Consider the following 15,159-nt stretch of genomic DNA (forward strand, 5'->3'; position numbering starts at 1 on the left):
CCACTCCAATCAAGTAATAAAATACGGCATATTGTTGAATTGTTTGCTTATTTTTTTCTAAAAAACTTTCAATGATCACATAACACCTCCCCTCTTAAATCAAAAACTGATCGATTGTATTCCCTAGCTATCCCATATATTTCGAAAAAAGGCTCCCAAGACGCCTTTTTTCAAGTGTTTATGTGTGCTCCCTATTAAGAAGACGGTTGAAACGATTAAAAAGTTGTTATTTCTTCATATTTTTCCCTACAGCGAATCGTACGCTGTCAGAGCATCTTCAATATGGAATGGTGGTGTCCAGGCCTGCCCATCCGCATTCGTCGTCACGAATATATATCGTTTATCATCTTTTTCGATTATTGACGCTAAGCAAAGACCCGCTTCAGGTGTATAGCCCGTTTTCCCTCCCAATATTGCACCTTCTCCGCCTGGTATTTTGGTCAAAAGTGAGCTTGTTATCGTTAATGCATTAGGCACATGAGTACTATAGCTTTTTGAAGTCAAAATTTGATAAAAGATAGGATTTTCGATAGCATAACGAAACAGCTTGCTAATATCTCGTACACTGGAGACATGAGCAGGATCATGTAATCCGCTGGTATTCACAAAATGAGTATCATTCAACCCTAATTCATGTGCTTTATTATTCATTAATGTCACAAATGATTCTTCACTTCCTGCAATCGCATCCGCAAGTGTTCCTGTAGCATCTGCCCCAGAAGCAAGTAATGTACCATATAATAAATCCTCTATCGTCACAAAATCTCCTGCCTTAAAGCCAGCCATGGAAGCATTTTGAGCAGTAAATTTAGAAATCGTTTGTGGTTCAACGATTGTTTGCTTCTGCAGATCAGTAGTCAGTTCAATGGCAACAATCGCTGTCATAATTTTCGTTAATGATGCAGGATAAATAATGGCATCTGCATTTTTTTCGAACAATATATCTCCTTTTGCATTCAGCAACAACGCATTTTTACTATGCAACGAAGGTAGCTCTATTTCGGTTTGTTCCGTTGAGTTATTTGTAAAATAAAAAAAGAATACAACCGCACATGTAAAACAAAATACGACAAATTTCTTCATAAAAAAACGCCCCCCACTCATTATAATAGGAGGCATTTATGAATATTCCTGTAGGAAATTTATGAAGAAATTTTTAAGGTTTTTTAATTAATTTCGCCTTGGTGTAATTGCGTCAGGAGACTTTGTCTTTATTCATCTCCACCTTCAAAGGTAGGAGTCTTCTGTACCTGTCGCTACACTTTCGTGAAAAAACATTATAAATGAAGATAAACATCATCAAAATCTGAACATATTCTAGTGATCGTGTTATCCGTTAATTTAAAAAATACATCTTGAGACACTTCTAGCTTCAGTGCGTCTTCCTTTTTTAAATCTGCATAAATTCCTCGTAAAATACGACCTGTTAGACCATGGGAAATAGCAATCACATTTGGTACATGTTGAATGTCTTTTAACCAAGTACTTAGCCTGCTCACTACCGAGTCATAAGCTTCTCCATTAGGCGCATTAAAATACCAGTTATACACATTTGTATTTTGAAAAAGGTTTGGCCAAGAACTTTCAATTTCTTTCGTTGTTAACCCAGCCCATTGTCCCACAGCAACCTCTGTTAATCGTTCATCTTTTTCAACCTTTTTCACATCATATCCTATTGTTTCACAAATGATTTCAGTACTTTGCATCGCTCTTCCTAATGGACTCGACACAATTTTCCATTCATCAGGATTTCCAATTAAACTTTTCAGCATTTGTGCGTTCTGTTGTACTTGTTGTACACCCATTTCTGTTAATGAAGTATCGAGCTCTCCTTGGTATCGTCCTTGTGTATTAAATTCCGTTTCCCCATGACGGAGTAAGTAAATCGTTTGATTCATTATTGTTTCCCCCTATAAATTCTCCCGATCTGTCTCTTATTTTAAAATACTAATAAGATATAGACAATTCCAAAGAACAAACATAATGGACTGTAGATCCAAGTATCGTATTTAGCAAACTGTGAATGTTTTATTTTTTTGAAAAATCCAACGTAATTAAAATCACCAATCGCCCGAATAGTAAAAACGATAGCACAGATAATACTTCCGATTTTTGAAAGGTTATTTGCTTTGAAGCCCAGTAAATAATCACCTTGCACAACGATAATGATACTAGCAAATAGAATAAGAATGGCTACGAATAATGTGCCCCATTTTCTCGGCGTAAATGCAGGTTTATACTCTCCCTTTCTCACTGGGATTACAGCAGCAGAACCCCATCGCCCTCCAAAAGCCCAATACACATGCAACAAACTGATAAACCACAGAAACCCCACAGCTATTAACGGTAAAATTGATTGCATATAGTTGCCTCCAATGTCGTTACTCCATAACATACGTCACCGTATGTTATACGGTTAAATTTGTCCCTTCAAGTTCTATAACTATATTAGGGACATTTAAAATCGTGTATTCAATTATTCCCGGCATAATTGCGGCCGGATTCGGTCATAAAATTTTGTGCAAAAGCGTAGTGCTAACGTAGCGACAGCAAAAACAGATATTTTGTCAACCGCTGAAAGAAGTTAAAAGTTCAACCATTTTATCAATATCAAAATTAGGATTTTCTTCAAACCTTGTCATCCATCCTACATACGTTAAATAGGCAAGTCTCGCTCTATCAATCGATTCAGCATTGTCTGCACCCTTTTTTTGATACAATTTCGCAACACATGAAATTCTTTGTTCTTCAATATTCACTAAGCGTTCTGCAATAACAGCATCATATTTTGCCCAAGTATAAATGCCAATCTCCATCTTTTTATCTCGATTAAAACTAATTTGTAATAGCTGTTCTAATGAGGCATCCGGTTGCTCCATACTTTGAACAATGAGCTTTGTTGCATGTACTTCCCAATAGTCAAACATAGAATCTAACAGCTCTTGATGGTCACGAAAATAGTGATAAAAGCTCCCTTTACTTATTTTTAACAATCGAGCAAGTGCTTCGACGCGAACTTTATGTATTCCTTCATCAGCTAATTGTTGTAGCCCTGCTTTTATCCAATCTTCCCTCGTTAATTGCATGTTATCTCTCCAATAAGATACGGTTGCGTATGTTTTTAGCTAGATTACTACTACTTTCATTTTTTGTCAATTATCATTCTGTTTATGTACTTTAATGTTATTGTTGATCGTAATATTTATGTTCATTACCCTTGGTAAAATACAAGCGCATATTAATATAAAAGCTAAAAGTTTTTTCATCTTTCTCTCCTTTTTTCATTTTATTGATCATATTTTTTTGTAAATAGCTGAGGCTAAATTTTAATTTATTCCTGGCCTCAACGATAACTTATGAATCATGCCTCGGCAAAATGCGTCCGGAATCGGCTTTATGCTTGCAAAGAACTCCTTTCCGATTCTCCGTGACATTCGCCGGAGGCTTGGGCCCAACAGATGTTTTTTGTGCGAAAGCGTAGTGCTAACGCAGCGGCAGCAACAACACGACGTTGGTCACTCAGTAGATGCCACTTAGCCTGAGTTCCTTTATTTCAGCGAGTGTTTGGACACCCGCTGAAATAAGTTAAAATGTATTAGCAAATAGATTTTCTGCTTTACCTAGTAAAATATCTTGCTCTGTAAACTCCATTAATTCTTCTCTTGTAACGTCTTTCTGTTGAATTAAGCGGTTTGACTGAATAGTCACGAGTTTTTCAAATAAGTTTCGTATGTAACGACCGTTCGAAAAGTTAGGAATGGATTCGACGGGAATTTGATGTAATTGCTCCTTCATATGGTGTGCAAATACGTCCCGATACTGGTAATCATTATTTTTACATAGCATGGCAAAAATATCATAAAGCTCATTTGTGCTAAAGTTATCAAACTGCACAAAGTGATTAAAGCGCGACTTAAATCCTGGATTAGCGAGCAAAAATCCCTCCATGAGCTCTGTATATCCAGCAACGATCACAACTAAATCATCACGTAAATCCTCCATTGCCTTTAATAGGCTATCAATTGCTTCTTTACCAAATGCGTCCTGTTTATCATGAATTAGTGAATAAGCTTCATCTATAAAGAGCACGCCGCCCTTAGCTTTATTCACAACTTCCTGGACCTTCAAAGCCGTCTGACCAACATACCCTGCTACTAAGCCGGCACGATCCGTTTCCACAAAATGACCGCTAGAGAGCACACCAAGATGCTTATATATTTGGCCTATAATGCGCGCCACTGTTGTTTTTCCTGTACCTGGATTTCCGGAGAACACAAGATGATAGGTGATTGGGAAGCTTGTTAAACCATGGTCGACACGCAAGCTTTGAATTTTTATGAAATTGATTAAATTATGTAACTCCTTCTTAGCATTAGGAAGTCCTACAAGCCCATCAAGCTGCTTCTGTAATTTTTCAATCTCTCGTTCTATTTCTGGCGTTATTCGTAAACGTTCATCGTTAATGAATTCACCACTATAAATAATTTTTCCTTCTTTATTAAAATAATCTCCTCGACCGTGCTTTGCTCCATTTACAAGTTCCCCAATATAAGAAGCTTGTCCATTAGCATAATAAAGAGTACCCTGTCCTGTCATAGCATCCTCTTTAAATTGCCCCTCCGATTCAAGTACACCTTGTCTGGAATAGTTCTTACCTTTTCCATGCTTCAAATCCTCAAAGAAATAGCCATCGTACAGAAGGGATGTTACACCCTTTGCAAGCTCCTCAGCACTTGGAGATTCTGATGCATAATACAGCTTTCCTGCCCCTTGCATATGATTCCATATGAAATCACCTTCATATTGTAAAAAACCATTTGGATAGTATTGCTTTCCCTTGCCTTTCTTCATGCCATGAACAAAATCACCCTCATATTGTGGTTGATTTAAATGCGGATACAGTTCACGAAGCTCTTTAAATGGGGCAATACCATCTTCCTCATAATATAAAACCCCATAACCTTCCATCAAATCATTACGAAATTGCCCCTCGTAATATACGTGACCGCTCTTATATAAAATACCATTACCTTGTTTTTTATTTTGAATAAATTCGCCCTGGTATATTATTTGGCCTTTTAAATACATGATGCCGTTACCTTGCTTCATATGGTTGATGAATTCTCCCTCGAATAAAAGCTCACCTTCTTGGTCAAATAGCGTACCCTTTCCATCATAAATGTCATGACCAAAGTCATTTTTCTTCACACCGCCACGATACATTAATGTACCATCTGGATACAATATCTCTTTTTCTTCATGATTATGCGTCATTTTGTTGCCATCCTTTATCCATTCAGTATATGCTCAATTATAGCGTGGGAAAGAATACATATATACAAATTTTCAGAATTTAAGGAGTTTAACATGAAAAAACGATACAAAATATTAATCGGCATCCTATTACCTCTTCTCATCTTATATGCTTCAACCATATTTTTAACGCGCGATTCAACATTTGATAAGGAGGTAATTGAACGATTTGATATTGAACAAATTAATGAAATTGAATTGATCCGTTCCTCTGATAACAAAACAATCACTATTACAGATGTAGCTACAATCAATCAAATAATGCAGCAATTTGAAGATCAGTCACTTCGAAAAGTCTATTTTTCCAATTCAGATTATGACGAGGCTTATTGGCTAACATTACGTAATAGTGATAACCTAGAAATAGGCATACGATTAGATAACTCAAAGCATTTATTCGTTTATTTGTATGAGGAAAACTATATGAAAGATTACAAGCTTTTAGATCAATTTAATATGACCTTTTTTGAGGATCTTTTTTAGATATTTTCATTCTTAAACGGTAAAAATCCGCTTCGATTAGATTCTACGCGGATTTTTATCGTTTATTTGTGGATTGCTTTTGTTTATTATATATAGCGGTAGTTTTCCTGCATCGATTGAATCGTTTCAATGATCTCTTCTCTAAGCTCAATTGGCTCTAGCACTTCAATGTTTGCCCCTTGGCTCAGCAGCCACATTTTAATACCATGTCCAAAAACTTCTGCTTCAAATAAATAATGCTCATCTTTTTTAGATACTATGTTTGCTGTTGGTAAGCGATCTAAAACCGCTTGCGGGGATGTTCCTTTAAAGATAAATTTCATACGTAACAGCTCGCCAGCCTGCATAAACTGAATACGCTTACGGAACTCTCCTTCTTGAAAACGTTCGGTATAGGGTATTTGAAATTTTTGTTCGAGTTCTTGTAAATGTTGTATACGGTCGACTCTATAGACAATGGGCAAATCCTTTTCGACCTTATTATCGTAAGCAATTAAATAAAAGTAGTATTCTGAGAAAATAACGGCGAGTGGTTTTAAAATCTTTTCTGTCGGAATTGCTTCACCTTCACGTAAATAATCAATTTTAATGATTTTCTTTTTTTGAATTGCCTCTGACAGAGCCCAAATTAAACACAATAGAGACTTTTTATGATGTAAATCTACATACAAATGCTTTTCATTTAAAATAATATTGCGAATAAACTCCTGCTTATCGGCTGCAACAATCGAAATAAGCTTATCTATAATATCGCTCATTTCTGATTTTAGCAGCGCTCTTGATTCGATCAGAATTTTTACAATCGCTAAAACTTGCTCCTTCGATAAATTACTTTCCCCTGTATTTGTCAGCCTGTACACATTTTCGGTCCGAACATATTCTAAATGACTATCCAATTTAGCTTTTTCCAAATACGCTCGAATTTCATTCAAATCCCGTTGTATTGTTTTTTCTCCAACATTATGTGTAAATGCTTCTTGTTTTTTGTTAATTCCTCGACCATCTATTAGTCTGTCAAACATCGAAATGACACGATAGCCTTTGTTTTGTTGTGAATCCACCGTATATCCCACTCTTTCTTCATAGTTACAACTCTATTATACAAAATTAGTTGGACACTATTAGTCCTTTTAACTATAATTTTTCTATAACTTTGGTATAATTGGTGTATTCTAATTAGAAACAATAACCATTATGCAGACTAAACATACTATACTTTTGTTATAATTAACTTTATTTTTACCAACTAATTCCGTAGTGGCAAATAAAAAAGAGCTTCAACCTTGTTGATTGAAGCCCTTCACGATTAAGTCTATGAAATTAATGTATAGAGCGAGGTGTTGATTTCCGTTCCGGCTGGGCGCTTTGTTGCTGTCGCTTCGCTTTCGCACAGAGCAAGTCCGATGAGCCGCTTCACTCGCTAAGCTCGCTCCAGGGTCTCATCTGTGACGCTATCCCCAAGGAGTCGCCCAGCCTCCACTCCAATCAACCATTTCTTTTATCATATATCTTCTGGCATGTTATTCATTCTAATTAATAATATTAAAACGAAACTAAATTTCAACAATGTTTTTCATGCGCGAAAGCGCAGTGCGACTTAGTGGCATCAACAACATATCTTTGCAAAAAGTGAATACATTAGTTAGGTCTCCAACCTCGTTGATTGAAGCCCTTACCCGTTATTCTTTTACTCTTACTGCTGTTCCGTATGCTAATACCTCTGATGTGCCATCCATCACAGATGACGTGGAAAATCTTACGCCAACAATGGCATTTGCCCCTAACCGTCTTGCCTCTTCCTCCATAGCTTGCGTAGCAACTTCTCGGGAGCGAACGAGCATTTCTGCATACTCCTTCATCTCTCCTCCAACAATATTACGAAGTCCCGCCATCATATCGCGTCCAATATTTCTTGATTGTACAGAGTTACCTTTTACTAAGCCGAGTGTTTCTACAATTTCTTTTCCAACCACAATATCTGTTGTTGATAATAACATACAAAAACTCCTCCTATTTTTTATATTTTTGAACCGCTTGAACAGCTTCATCGATGGAAGTCGTAATCACTCCCGTACGCTTAATTAAACCAATAACAAATAAATTACGATAAACAAACTGATTTTCAATTCCATCGCGTACAAGTGCCTCTATTTTCATCATATTGTCCCGACCTTGTTGACGAACATCTGTAAAGACACCTACGATTGGGCGATCGAGCATCGCAAATGCACCTATTTCTGCTGCTACACCTGAATCAATCTCAACACCATCTAAAACAGCTACTAATACATCGCTATTTTGCAGCATTTCTAAATCTGCTTGTGCAATCGCCAAACTATCCGCATAGGCCGTTTTATCGTTTATCGCATCATTCTCCTGTGGTACATATAATTCGATACCGGGTACTGCCTCTCTAATTGCGGCAGCGAGCTGTTCGTTGACTAAACGATCTCCTAAAGAAAATAATCCATTTGCTAAGTATGCTTTCATGTTAAAACTCCTATTCCAATATTTTTTCAAACACTATTTTATGTTGATCTTTTTTATCCACAAAAGTTGAGACAATATCAAATCCGTGTTTAATATTTGTGATGAGCATTGCTTTTCGCTCATTTCTACCATATGTACGAATTTTTTTAAAGCCAAGTGAATGTAGATGTTCGTGCTGCCGCTTCATTAATTGACTGGCAATTCCTTGACCACGTTTCTTCTCATGCACACCACCTAACCAGCTATAAAAAACACCATCCGGATGTGTGTAGCCTATTTTAAAGCCTATGATTTCCTCATCTTCTATAGCTAATAAACAAATGAGGCATTCTTTATTTTCAAGTTTTTCTAGTGTAAATTTGCTCCATCAAATACATGTGCATGAATCTTCTGTAATCGCTTCAGCCAATCATATGGAACACCTTCAATTGTAACGATATACACCTTTATCACCCCTATCTCAACTGTCATTAATTATAGCAGAAAAAGGTTTAACTTTAAGGTTGAACAATGCAATACGGTTTAACCTGAGTTAAAGAAAATTCATAGCAATCTTCATAAAGTGCTATGTTTTATCCTTAGTTCCAGTCGTCGAACACGTTAACTGACCTGCTTTGGGTATTTGGTTTACTTACCAAAAACATATGCCCCGTTCCCGTAAATCAAGGATAATAATCATACATATTTGGTATAGTTTGAGATAATAAGACAGTTATCTCAAACTATGTACCTTTTGATTTGCTGTTTAAATACCTTTTTATAATAAATTTTACGAGGATAACGTTCTTCTTTCAGTACCTCATAAAGAACACATTGACCTTCCTTGTAGAATATGGTAGCATCTTCGCATTCATCATAAAGGCGCCTTGATAATTGTTTTACTGATTCAATAGCTTCTTTTCCACTGATTCTCCATCCGAATCTAATCATATCGCTCTGGTCCATTGCGTCTCGATAAGTGTCAAAAACAATACATGTACCTGGCTCATGTTTATTGGAAAACACTAGTACATGACCAGTATGTACAGGCTGGTTAAAATAACGTTCGTAAATATCCTCGATTGGTGCACGAATACCAATCGCATCCATAATCGTTTTAAAATTCGGGTGAGGTATGTATTCATCTTTCCATTCGTCGGGATAATGAACTAGTTCTGAAATCGATGTCATAATCCAAAATTCATAATGCAAATTCAATCTCTCCTTTTACAATTAATAAAACAAAATGAAACGGTGATTTATTATGTATGATAACGGTATAGCTTTTCCATATTCTACATGTAATAAAATACCTGATAAACTAGAATTAATCAAAAATAATTTCGAAGTCGTAGGATTTGAGGCGGGCATTGAGTGGTCCGATTTTCAAGCCAGTAATTTACCTTCTCTTGATGAAAAAATATGGGCACGATCAAATAATCCACCTCTCAAAGGAGATAGAAGGATCGTAATGGTCCGTTATCCCTTTCAGATGACAGTAGGTGAAAGCTTTTGGATGTTATTTATGCCTGCCCTCTCATACTTTAACGGATGGAAAGAGCATCCTAGTGAAATCAATTCCTCAGCATTTGTAAATTGCAGCTTTGAGCAGATTTTGTCTAGAAATGATGAATGTCCTTGGATTGAAATCAGAATTCTGAATGTTGTTCTCTTAAAAGAAGCTTGCGATATTTGGTCTGATTCAAACGGTTCTAGTCATTTGGATTCTTTTCAGATGTTTAGGGATATATATGTGTTACATTACAACGAATGGATATTGATAAGTGCAAGTACGGAAAGCGATTTAGGAACATGGGCTCTCATCAAAAAGAAAAATGAACGTCACCATCTTATTGCGTTGGGAGAATGGGGATTTCATTATGACATCGTATACGGGGGAAATAAAATCATTTCTAAAGACGAGTTAAATAAGCTATTGCGTAGCTCTGTTCCCTTGTAGTAAAAGTAAAGAACTTGTCCTCTCTTGATAAATATTTTCAAAAGAGAAATAAGCTCTTTACATAAAGATGAAATGTCCATTCTAATATCACTTTAAAGAATGGATCATTTCTTTTTCAACTCTACTGAATAGCAACTCTAAATTAGATTTCCATTCAATCCAGCATTCTGATTCACGCCATAATTCAACGATTTCCCTAATACCATCAGCATCTGGAACTTCAGCTCTAATATCATTTAAATATCTTAATATAAACTTCAATGATTCCTCATCCACATTTATTGAGTGTATTTTTTCAAATTCGTCTTCTGCATCATATAATTTCCCTGTATCAAGATACATTACATAAAGCTCTGCAAGCGCCATCGCACTTATATCGAAAAGGAAATCAATTTCATCGAAGCTTTTCCCAAAAAAACCCTCTCGTTTCATCGCATTGATAACCTCTGATAGCTCTATATGATTTGATTCTGCATTATTTTGGATATAGTTCTCTAAAAAATCAACTACATCCAAGCCTTCATCGCTTTCTAATGGCTTATATCCCCATGCTCCCATATTAAAACTCCTTCATATTTAAAATATAACAATTCTTCCAAATGTCCTACCCTTTGCTTTCCTATTAACTATGAGAGAATCTAGAATCATAGACATTATGGAGTTGTCTATCCCATTAAGTAATTCATTTCTAATTTAGTGTCGCAGCAGTAAAAACAAAAGCACGTCCATCCGCATTTAAAATCTGTAACCCATCATTCGTTTCAACTAGTGGTGTATCCCAATGAACATGGCCACAGCAAACCAAAAGCTCAGCAGCATTCTGTAGTTCATTCCAAATATGTGGATTACCAGGTAGACCTTGTGCGCTAATCTTCGGACTTTCATGCAGTAGCAGGATGTCGGGAACATGCCTTAAAATGTCTCTGAGTTTTGCCAAATAATCAGTTTCTCCCATACGATTCGGTTTATCTCCCTTACCGATGATTCCTCCAAGCCCTGCAACTGCAAGATTTGCATAGATGACCGTACCCCCATCCGAGAAGAAATGTATTCCTGAGGTAGAATCCAATTCAACTTGTTCCTTATTCGTCAATAGGTCGTGATTTCCTGCGATGCCTGTGACAAATCCAAATTGACTCTGAAAAGCTCTCCATACAGGCAGAGGATTACCGCTAGCACCTCTTTTGGTTAGATCAGTGTATAAATCTCCACATAAGCAAACCATCACTTTGGCTGGGTCCAAATTTGGTAAATGGATTTGAAACAAAAGGGAGAGCACTTCCGCAAGTTCCTCACCCAGTAGCTTTGGAACTTCTTCTATCGTTTCTTGATGATGACCTGCGATTCCTTGTAAATCAGAAGCAATAATTATCGCATCCAGCTCTTCTGGCAGTTCAAACATCTCTCCCCAATAAACAGGAAGCCATTCATAAGAAATACCCGCTCCCTTTGATGCAGCAGTAATGTATGGTAATTTCTCTAAAGGCTCTTTGGCAATATCAACGATTTTCAATGCTCTTTTTGTCTGTTTCTTCATTTAAGACATTCCCCTTACAGATAGGAATCAAAGTAGTACTTCATCTTTTCATTCGAATAATAAATTCTCTTTTTCTAGTTCATTCAAACTTATCTTTTGGAGCATTAGATTCGATTCTTCCACGTTAAAAATCTCCCACTACGAACCCAAAGCACATCATTTGGATTTCAGTTCGTTTTAGTGGGAGACTATTTTTTATCATCCGATTGTTTCCACAACGTTTCCTTGCTGATCTTTAATAGTTGTTTTTGCAATTTGGATGGAAAGCCCCGGTATAGAGGATATTTCAAACTCTTGTTCTTGCGGCATCAAGCTTTGATGGAGTTCCATAACTGCCTTGTCATTTAAAGTAATGGTAACATCCGTTTCCTCCACGTTATACCCACATTTTTCACCCGGCTCAAATACAACACGGAATTCTTGACTAACTAAGGTTAGGCTTTTCTCTTTTAAAATCCGTCCGCGTAATAGCTTGCCGATTATTCCCGCTTGCTTTGCCCCTAGCGTTAACTTATTAGCTTGTTTGCTGAACAATCCCTTTTTGCCCTGTTCCCAAGCTAGTTGGTCTACGAATAAAAAGCCGGTACTAGAGCCATCTTCCTCCATTCCTTTTTCTACAGCTCCTGCAATGGATGGAATCTGTAAAAGAGATGCACGAGATAAATCAGTAACATAGCTCGGGATATATTCAAGACCTGCATTTAGCACACCCATTGTATTCCATGTTTGCATCGCCTCAAGCTCATCACCTGTAATACCGACCATTTGAATAAACTCTACTTGTCCATTCGGTGTATCAATAGCAGGCAACTCGGGATCTATCGTAAAGGCAAGTGCCGTTAAAAGCGTGTCTGCCCCTTGGCAGATTGGACCATTAGCATCCAAGTAATCACCTGATCTGAAAACATTGCCACTGTTAAACACATATCTTCCCATGTTTTGTAGCAAATTCAACGCCCATGCTGGTGGCTCCACCTCATCTTCTTTTCGGTCAAGACGAAATGTTAACTCAAACCCATATCCGCTGTATTCAGCATTTTCTGATTCTTTCTCATATAACTCGGAAAATCCATAAGTGACAAAATGCCAGTGTGGAACTGGTGTCTCACTCTTATAGGCACTGATTCCTTCAAGCGGATCTTCGCCCCCTAATAAATAGGGAATAACGGTTCCATAATGCTTCGGCTCTTGCTCCCCATAAATTTTTAATAATTCCTCATCAATTGCATCCCAGCCAGATGTATTTAATTCTTCACTCATCCATAACGCCCCTTTATGTATTTTTCAACTTCCTTTTAGTGGATGTTTGGACACCCGCTGAAAAGTAACTTAAACTCTATTCATCTCCCAACTATTGAGATGGAAGACTTCTAAAACTGACGTTTCACTTTCGTTACTAATATATTCACTTCAGATTCTACTTTAAAGTATATAATATACTCCAAAGAGAATAATACCCAACTTGATTACCTTTAATTTTATAACAGAATAGTTTAATGTTCATTAATCGATGAAGGATGTCGAGTTAATTATCGGGACTTAAGAATTATATCCAATGCCAATCTGTATCGACTTCGGCCTAGAGTGACCATCAAGTGAAGCCTCGACGATATCTAAATATGCCGAGGCGTTATCAATAGCGAAGGTAAAAATAATTAAAATGATTCGAGGTTTGTCCTTAACCGTATAACATTGCTGGTGAACGCACACTTTGTAAATAGTCTGCAAGCTTCCCTGCGTATACTTTTTCTAAATAAGGTAATTGTGAAATGCAATGGGGGGTCATTAATGCTGGGTTTTGATAAACATTCAGCCCCCCAACCTTTAAAAGCATCGCCACAAATTGCGAACAAAAATAGGCGCGCTCTCTTCGAACCTCCCTTTGCATCATAACGCCAAAGAGCCCAATAAAATTATATTTATAACGATCGCGATTCCAATACATATAATGTACGATCTTCATCATCTCTAAGTATTGATAATGGGATATTTTACAACGATAAATGACACAATCAGCTGTTTCAAATAGCCCTCTGACGGCATCTTCTCGTAAAAACCCCCCACTTAAAGGATTGTTTAATTGTCGACGTCCAAAGCTATACATTTCAAAGAGCTCCTCATCAAAAGCAATTGATGCATGATTCATCTCTTTTCCAGTATACATACCTATAGCTTTTGATAATAATGTACCTGTTTTTGTTAATACTATGTAAATGGTGTGTGCCATTTCCTCACCTACTTCAATATTCTTTCCTACTACCAATACGTTTTAAATATTCAATCGGTTTCATTAATTTCCTGTTTTTATAAGTATATATTATGATACTATATTTTTTCTTAGTAAAAACTGAATATTTTCTTAATTTTTCGTAAATGCTTTTAGAGTTTTTTAAACCACCTTTATTTATATGTTTTGAATCGTATTCTTATGTGTGACACTGAGTACTTAAGTATATGTATGTACGAGAGGAAATGTGATTATAGAAGGGTGTGATGAAAGTTTGAGAGCTAATTGTTTATTAGATAACTAATAATGGTCTGTACCCCAATTGTTAGTCACAAGTGGGGCACAATTTCCATGCTATCCATTTTTTCAATCTGCGTTTTCATGCTTGATTATACTTTAATTCTTCACCGTTTCCTGACAATTATTTTGATATATACTTATTGCTTCTTTTAAAAATAGTTGCTCCTGTTCTGTAAAAGGATTTGGAAATTTGAATGTTTCTGTAAATGGTAGCTTTTTTTCAACTAAATCTAAATTCCCTTTCAAGGTTTCATTCATAAGCTGTAGAAGTGTTCTAACCGTTTCTTGAGCTTCTTTTGAAGAAGGTATAGCGTCTGTAAACGTTAAATGTTTAATTTCTGATAAAACTTTAGTCCATTTTCTATCTAAATCGAGTTCCTCAGATTTATTTATACTAAATAATTCATCAGTTATATCTTTTGAAAAGTGTTCTTTAAACCATGTTTCGGTGTTTTCAGCAAACATTAATTTTTGTAGCATAGCACAAAATATCTCGATATTGATAACTTCTTCATCTTTCACTGTTTCAATAAGATGGTTTAAATCGGCTAATATATTTATGATTTCAAGTTGTTTAGCTTCAAACAACTGTTTTTGATTGTTTAAAGATTTTAAGATAATTTCACCTTTAATCTTGTTTTTTTGCAGCATATCTTTAATTTCCTTTAGCGACAAGCCTAGAAACTGTAATGACTTAATGTTTTGTAAAGTAGATAGGTCCTCTGTAGAATATAGTCTATGTCCACCCTCTGTGTAATCACTTGGTTTCAGTAAGTCTATACTGTCATAATAGCGTAGGGTTCTAATACTAACACCAGACTTTTGTACAAGCTCACCTATCGTAAATATACCTTTCCCCACAAATTATTC

17 protein-coding genes are annotated in these 15,159 nt (G+C 36.3%); 2 read left to right on the forward strand and 15 right to left on the reverse strand.

The window, feature by feature from the left end:
- Positions 1–246: 246 nt before the first annotated feature.
- From ABNX05_RS02165 to ABNX05_RS02185, 5 genes are all read right to left on the reverse strand, one after another.
- Positions 247–1,083, reverse strand: coding sequence for a D-alanyl-D-alanine carboxypeptidase family protein (locus ABNX05_RS02165; RefSeq protein WP_349658184.1), 837 nt, complete (start codon positions 1,081–1,083; stop codon positions 247–249).
- Positions 1,084–1,277: 194 nt separating this feature from the next.
- Positions 1,278–1,898, reverse strand: coding sequence for a histidine phosphatase family protein (locus ABNX05_RS02170; RefSeq protein WP_349658185.1), 621 nt, complete (start codon positions 1,896–1,898; stop codon positions 1,278–1,280).
- 41 nt (positions 1,899–1,939) lie between these two features.
- A complete protein-coding gene (locus ABNX05_RS02175) occupies positions 1,940–2,362 on the reverse strand; it encodes a DUF3995 domain-containing protein (RefSeq protein ID WP_349658186.1) in 423 nt (140 codons plus the stop codon).
- A 205-nt stretch (positions 2,363–2,567) separates the two neighbouring features.
- On the reverse strand, positions 2,568–3,086 hold the full coding sequence (locus tag ABNX05_RS02180) for a TetR/AcrR family transcriptional regulator (protein ID WP_349658187.1): 519 nt from the start codon (positions 3,084–3,086) through the stop codon (positions 2,568–2,570).
- A 499-nt stretch (positions 3,087–3,585) separates the two neighbouring features.
- Positions 3,586–5,274, reverse strand: coding sequence for an AAA family ATPase (locus ABNX05_RS02185; RefSeq protein ID WP_349658188.1), 1,689 nt, complete (start codon positions 5,272–5,274; stop codon positions 3,586–3,588).
- 93 nt (positions 5,275–5,367) lie between these two features.
- On the opposite strand from ABNX05_RS02185, the gene ABNX05_RS02190 reads away from it, so the two are divergent.
- Positions 5,368–5,796 carry a hypothetical protein gene (locus ABNX05_RS02190; RefSeq protein WP_349658189.1) on the forward strand — a complete coding sequence of 143 codons (429 nt, stop codon included), beginning with the start codon at positions 5,368–5,370 and terminating at the stop codon, positions 5,794–5,796.
- A gap of 86 nt (positions 5,797–5,882) precedes the next feature.
- Here ABNX05_RS02190 and ABNX05_RS02195 read toward each other — a convergent pair whose 3' ends face one another.
- From ABNX05_RS02195 to ABNX05_RS02215, 5 genes are all read right to left on the reverse strand, one after another.
- A complete protein-coding gene (locus ABNX05_RS02195) occupies positions 5,883–6,857 on the reverse strand; it encodes a helix-turn-helix transcriptional regulator (protein ID WP_349658190.1) in 975 nt (324 codons plus the stop codon).
- Between the two features lie 618 nt (positions 6,858–7,475).
- Positions 7,476–7,793: a YbjQ family protein gene (locus ABNX05_RS02200; protein WP_349658191.1), complete on the reverse strand. Its 318-nt coding sequence runs from the start codon at positions 7,791–7,793 to the stop codon at positions 7,476–7,478.
- A 13-nt stretch (positions 7,794–7,806) separates the two neighbouring features.
- Positions 7,807–8,286: a nucleoside 2-deoxyribosyltransferase gene (locus tag ABNX05_RS02205; protein WP_349658192.1), complete on the reverse strand. Its 480-nt coding sequence runs from the start codon at positions 8,284–8,286 to the stop codon at positions 7,807–7,809.
- Positions 8,287–8,296: 10 nt separating this feature from the next.
- Complete coding sequence (locus ABNX05_RS02210) at positions 8,297–8,608, reverse strand: GNAT family N-acetyltransferase (protein WP_349658307.1); 312 nt, start codon at positions 8,606–8,608, stop codon at positions 8,297–8,299.
- Positions 8,609–9,003: 395 nt separating this feature from the next.
- Positions 9,004–9,477, reverse strand: a complete 474-nt coding sequence (locus ABNX05_RS02215; protein WP_349658193.1) for a hypothetical protein — start codon at positions 9,475–9,477, stop codon at positions 9,004–9,006.
- Positions 9,478–9,529: 52 nt separating this feature from the next.
- On the opposite strand from ABNX05_RS02215, the gene ABNX05_RS02220 reads away from it, so the two are divergent.
- Positions 9,530–10,225 carry a hypothetical protein gene (locus tag ABNX05_RS02220; protein WP_349658194.1) on the forward strand — a complete coding sequence of 232 codons (696 nt, stop codon included), beginning with the start codon at positions 9,530–9,532 and terminating at the stop codon, positions 10,223–10,225.
- Positions 10,226–10,312: 87 nt separating this feature from the next.
- Here ABNX05_RS02220 and ABNX05_RS02225 read toward each other — a convergent pair whose 3' ends face one another.
- From ABNX05_RS02225 to ABNX05_RS02245, 5 genes are all read right to left on the reverse strand, one after another.
- Positions 10,313–10,783 carry a DUF4259 domain-containing protein gene (locus ABNX05_RS02225; RefSeq protein ID WP_349658195.1) on the reverse strand — a complete coding sequence of 157 codons (471 nt, stop codon included), beginning with the start codon at positions 10,781–10,783 and terminating at the stop codon, positions 10,313–10,315.
- 130 nt (positions 10,784–10,913) lie between these two features.
- The gene (locus ABNX05_RS02230; protein ID WP_349658196.1) at positions 10,914–11,762 is read right to left on the reverse strand and encodes a metallophosphoesterase family protein; all 849 of its coding nucleotides are present in this window, start codon (positions 11,760–11,762) and stop codon (positions 10,914–10,916) included.
- A 198-nt stretch (positions 11,763–11,960) separates the two neighbouring features.
- Positions 11,961–13,022 (reverse strand): suppressor of fused domain protein, encoded by a 1,062-nt coding sequence (locus ABNX05_RS02235; RefSeq protein ID WP_349658197.1) that lies wholly within the window; start codon positions 13,020–13,022, stop codon positions 11,961–11,963.
- Between the two features lie 418 nt (positions 13,023–13,440).
- The gene (locus tag ABNX05_RS02240) at positions 13,441–14,025 is read right to left on the reverse strand and encodes a hypothetical protein (RefSeq protein ID WP_349658198.1); all 585 of its coding nucleotides are present in this window, start codon (positions 14,023–14,025) and stop codon (positions 13,441–13,443) included.
- 360 nt (positions 14,026–14,385) lie between these two features.
- Positions 14,386–15,150, reverse strand: coding sequence for a MerR family transcriptional regulator (locus tag ABNX05_RS02245; protein WP_349658199.1), 765 nt, complete (start codon positions 15,148–15,150; stop codon positions 14,386–14,388).
- Positions 15,151–15,159: the final 9 nt, after the last annotated feature.

Origin of the sequence: Lysinibacillus zambalensis, assembly GCF_040183165.1 — a bacterium.
Lineage (GTDB): Bacteria > Bacillota > Bacilli > Bacillales_A > Planococcaceae > Lysinibacillus > Lysinibacillus zambalensis.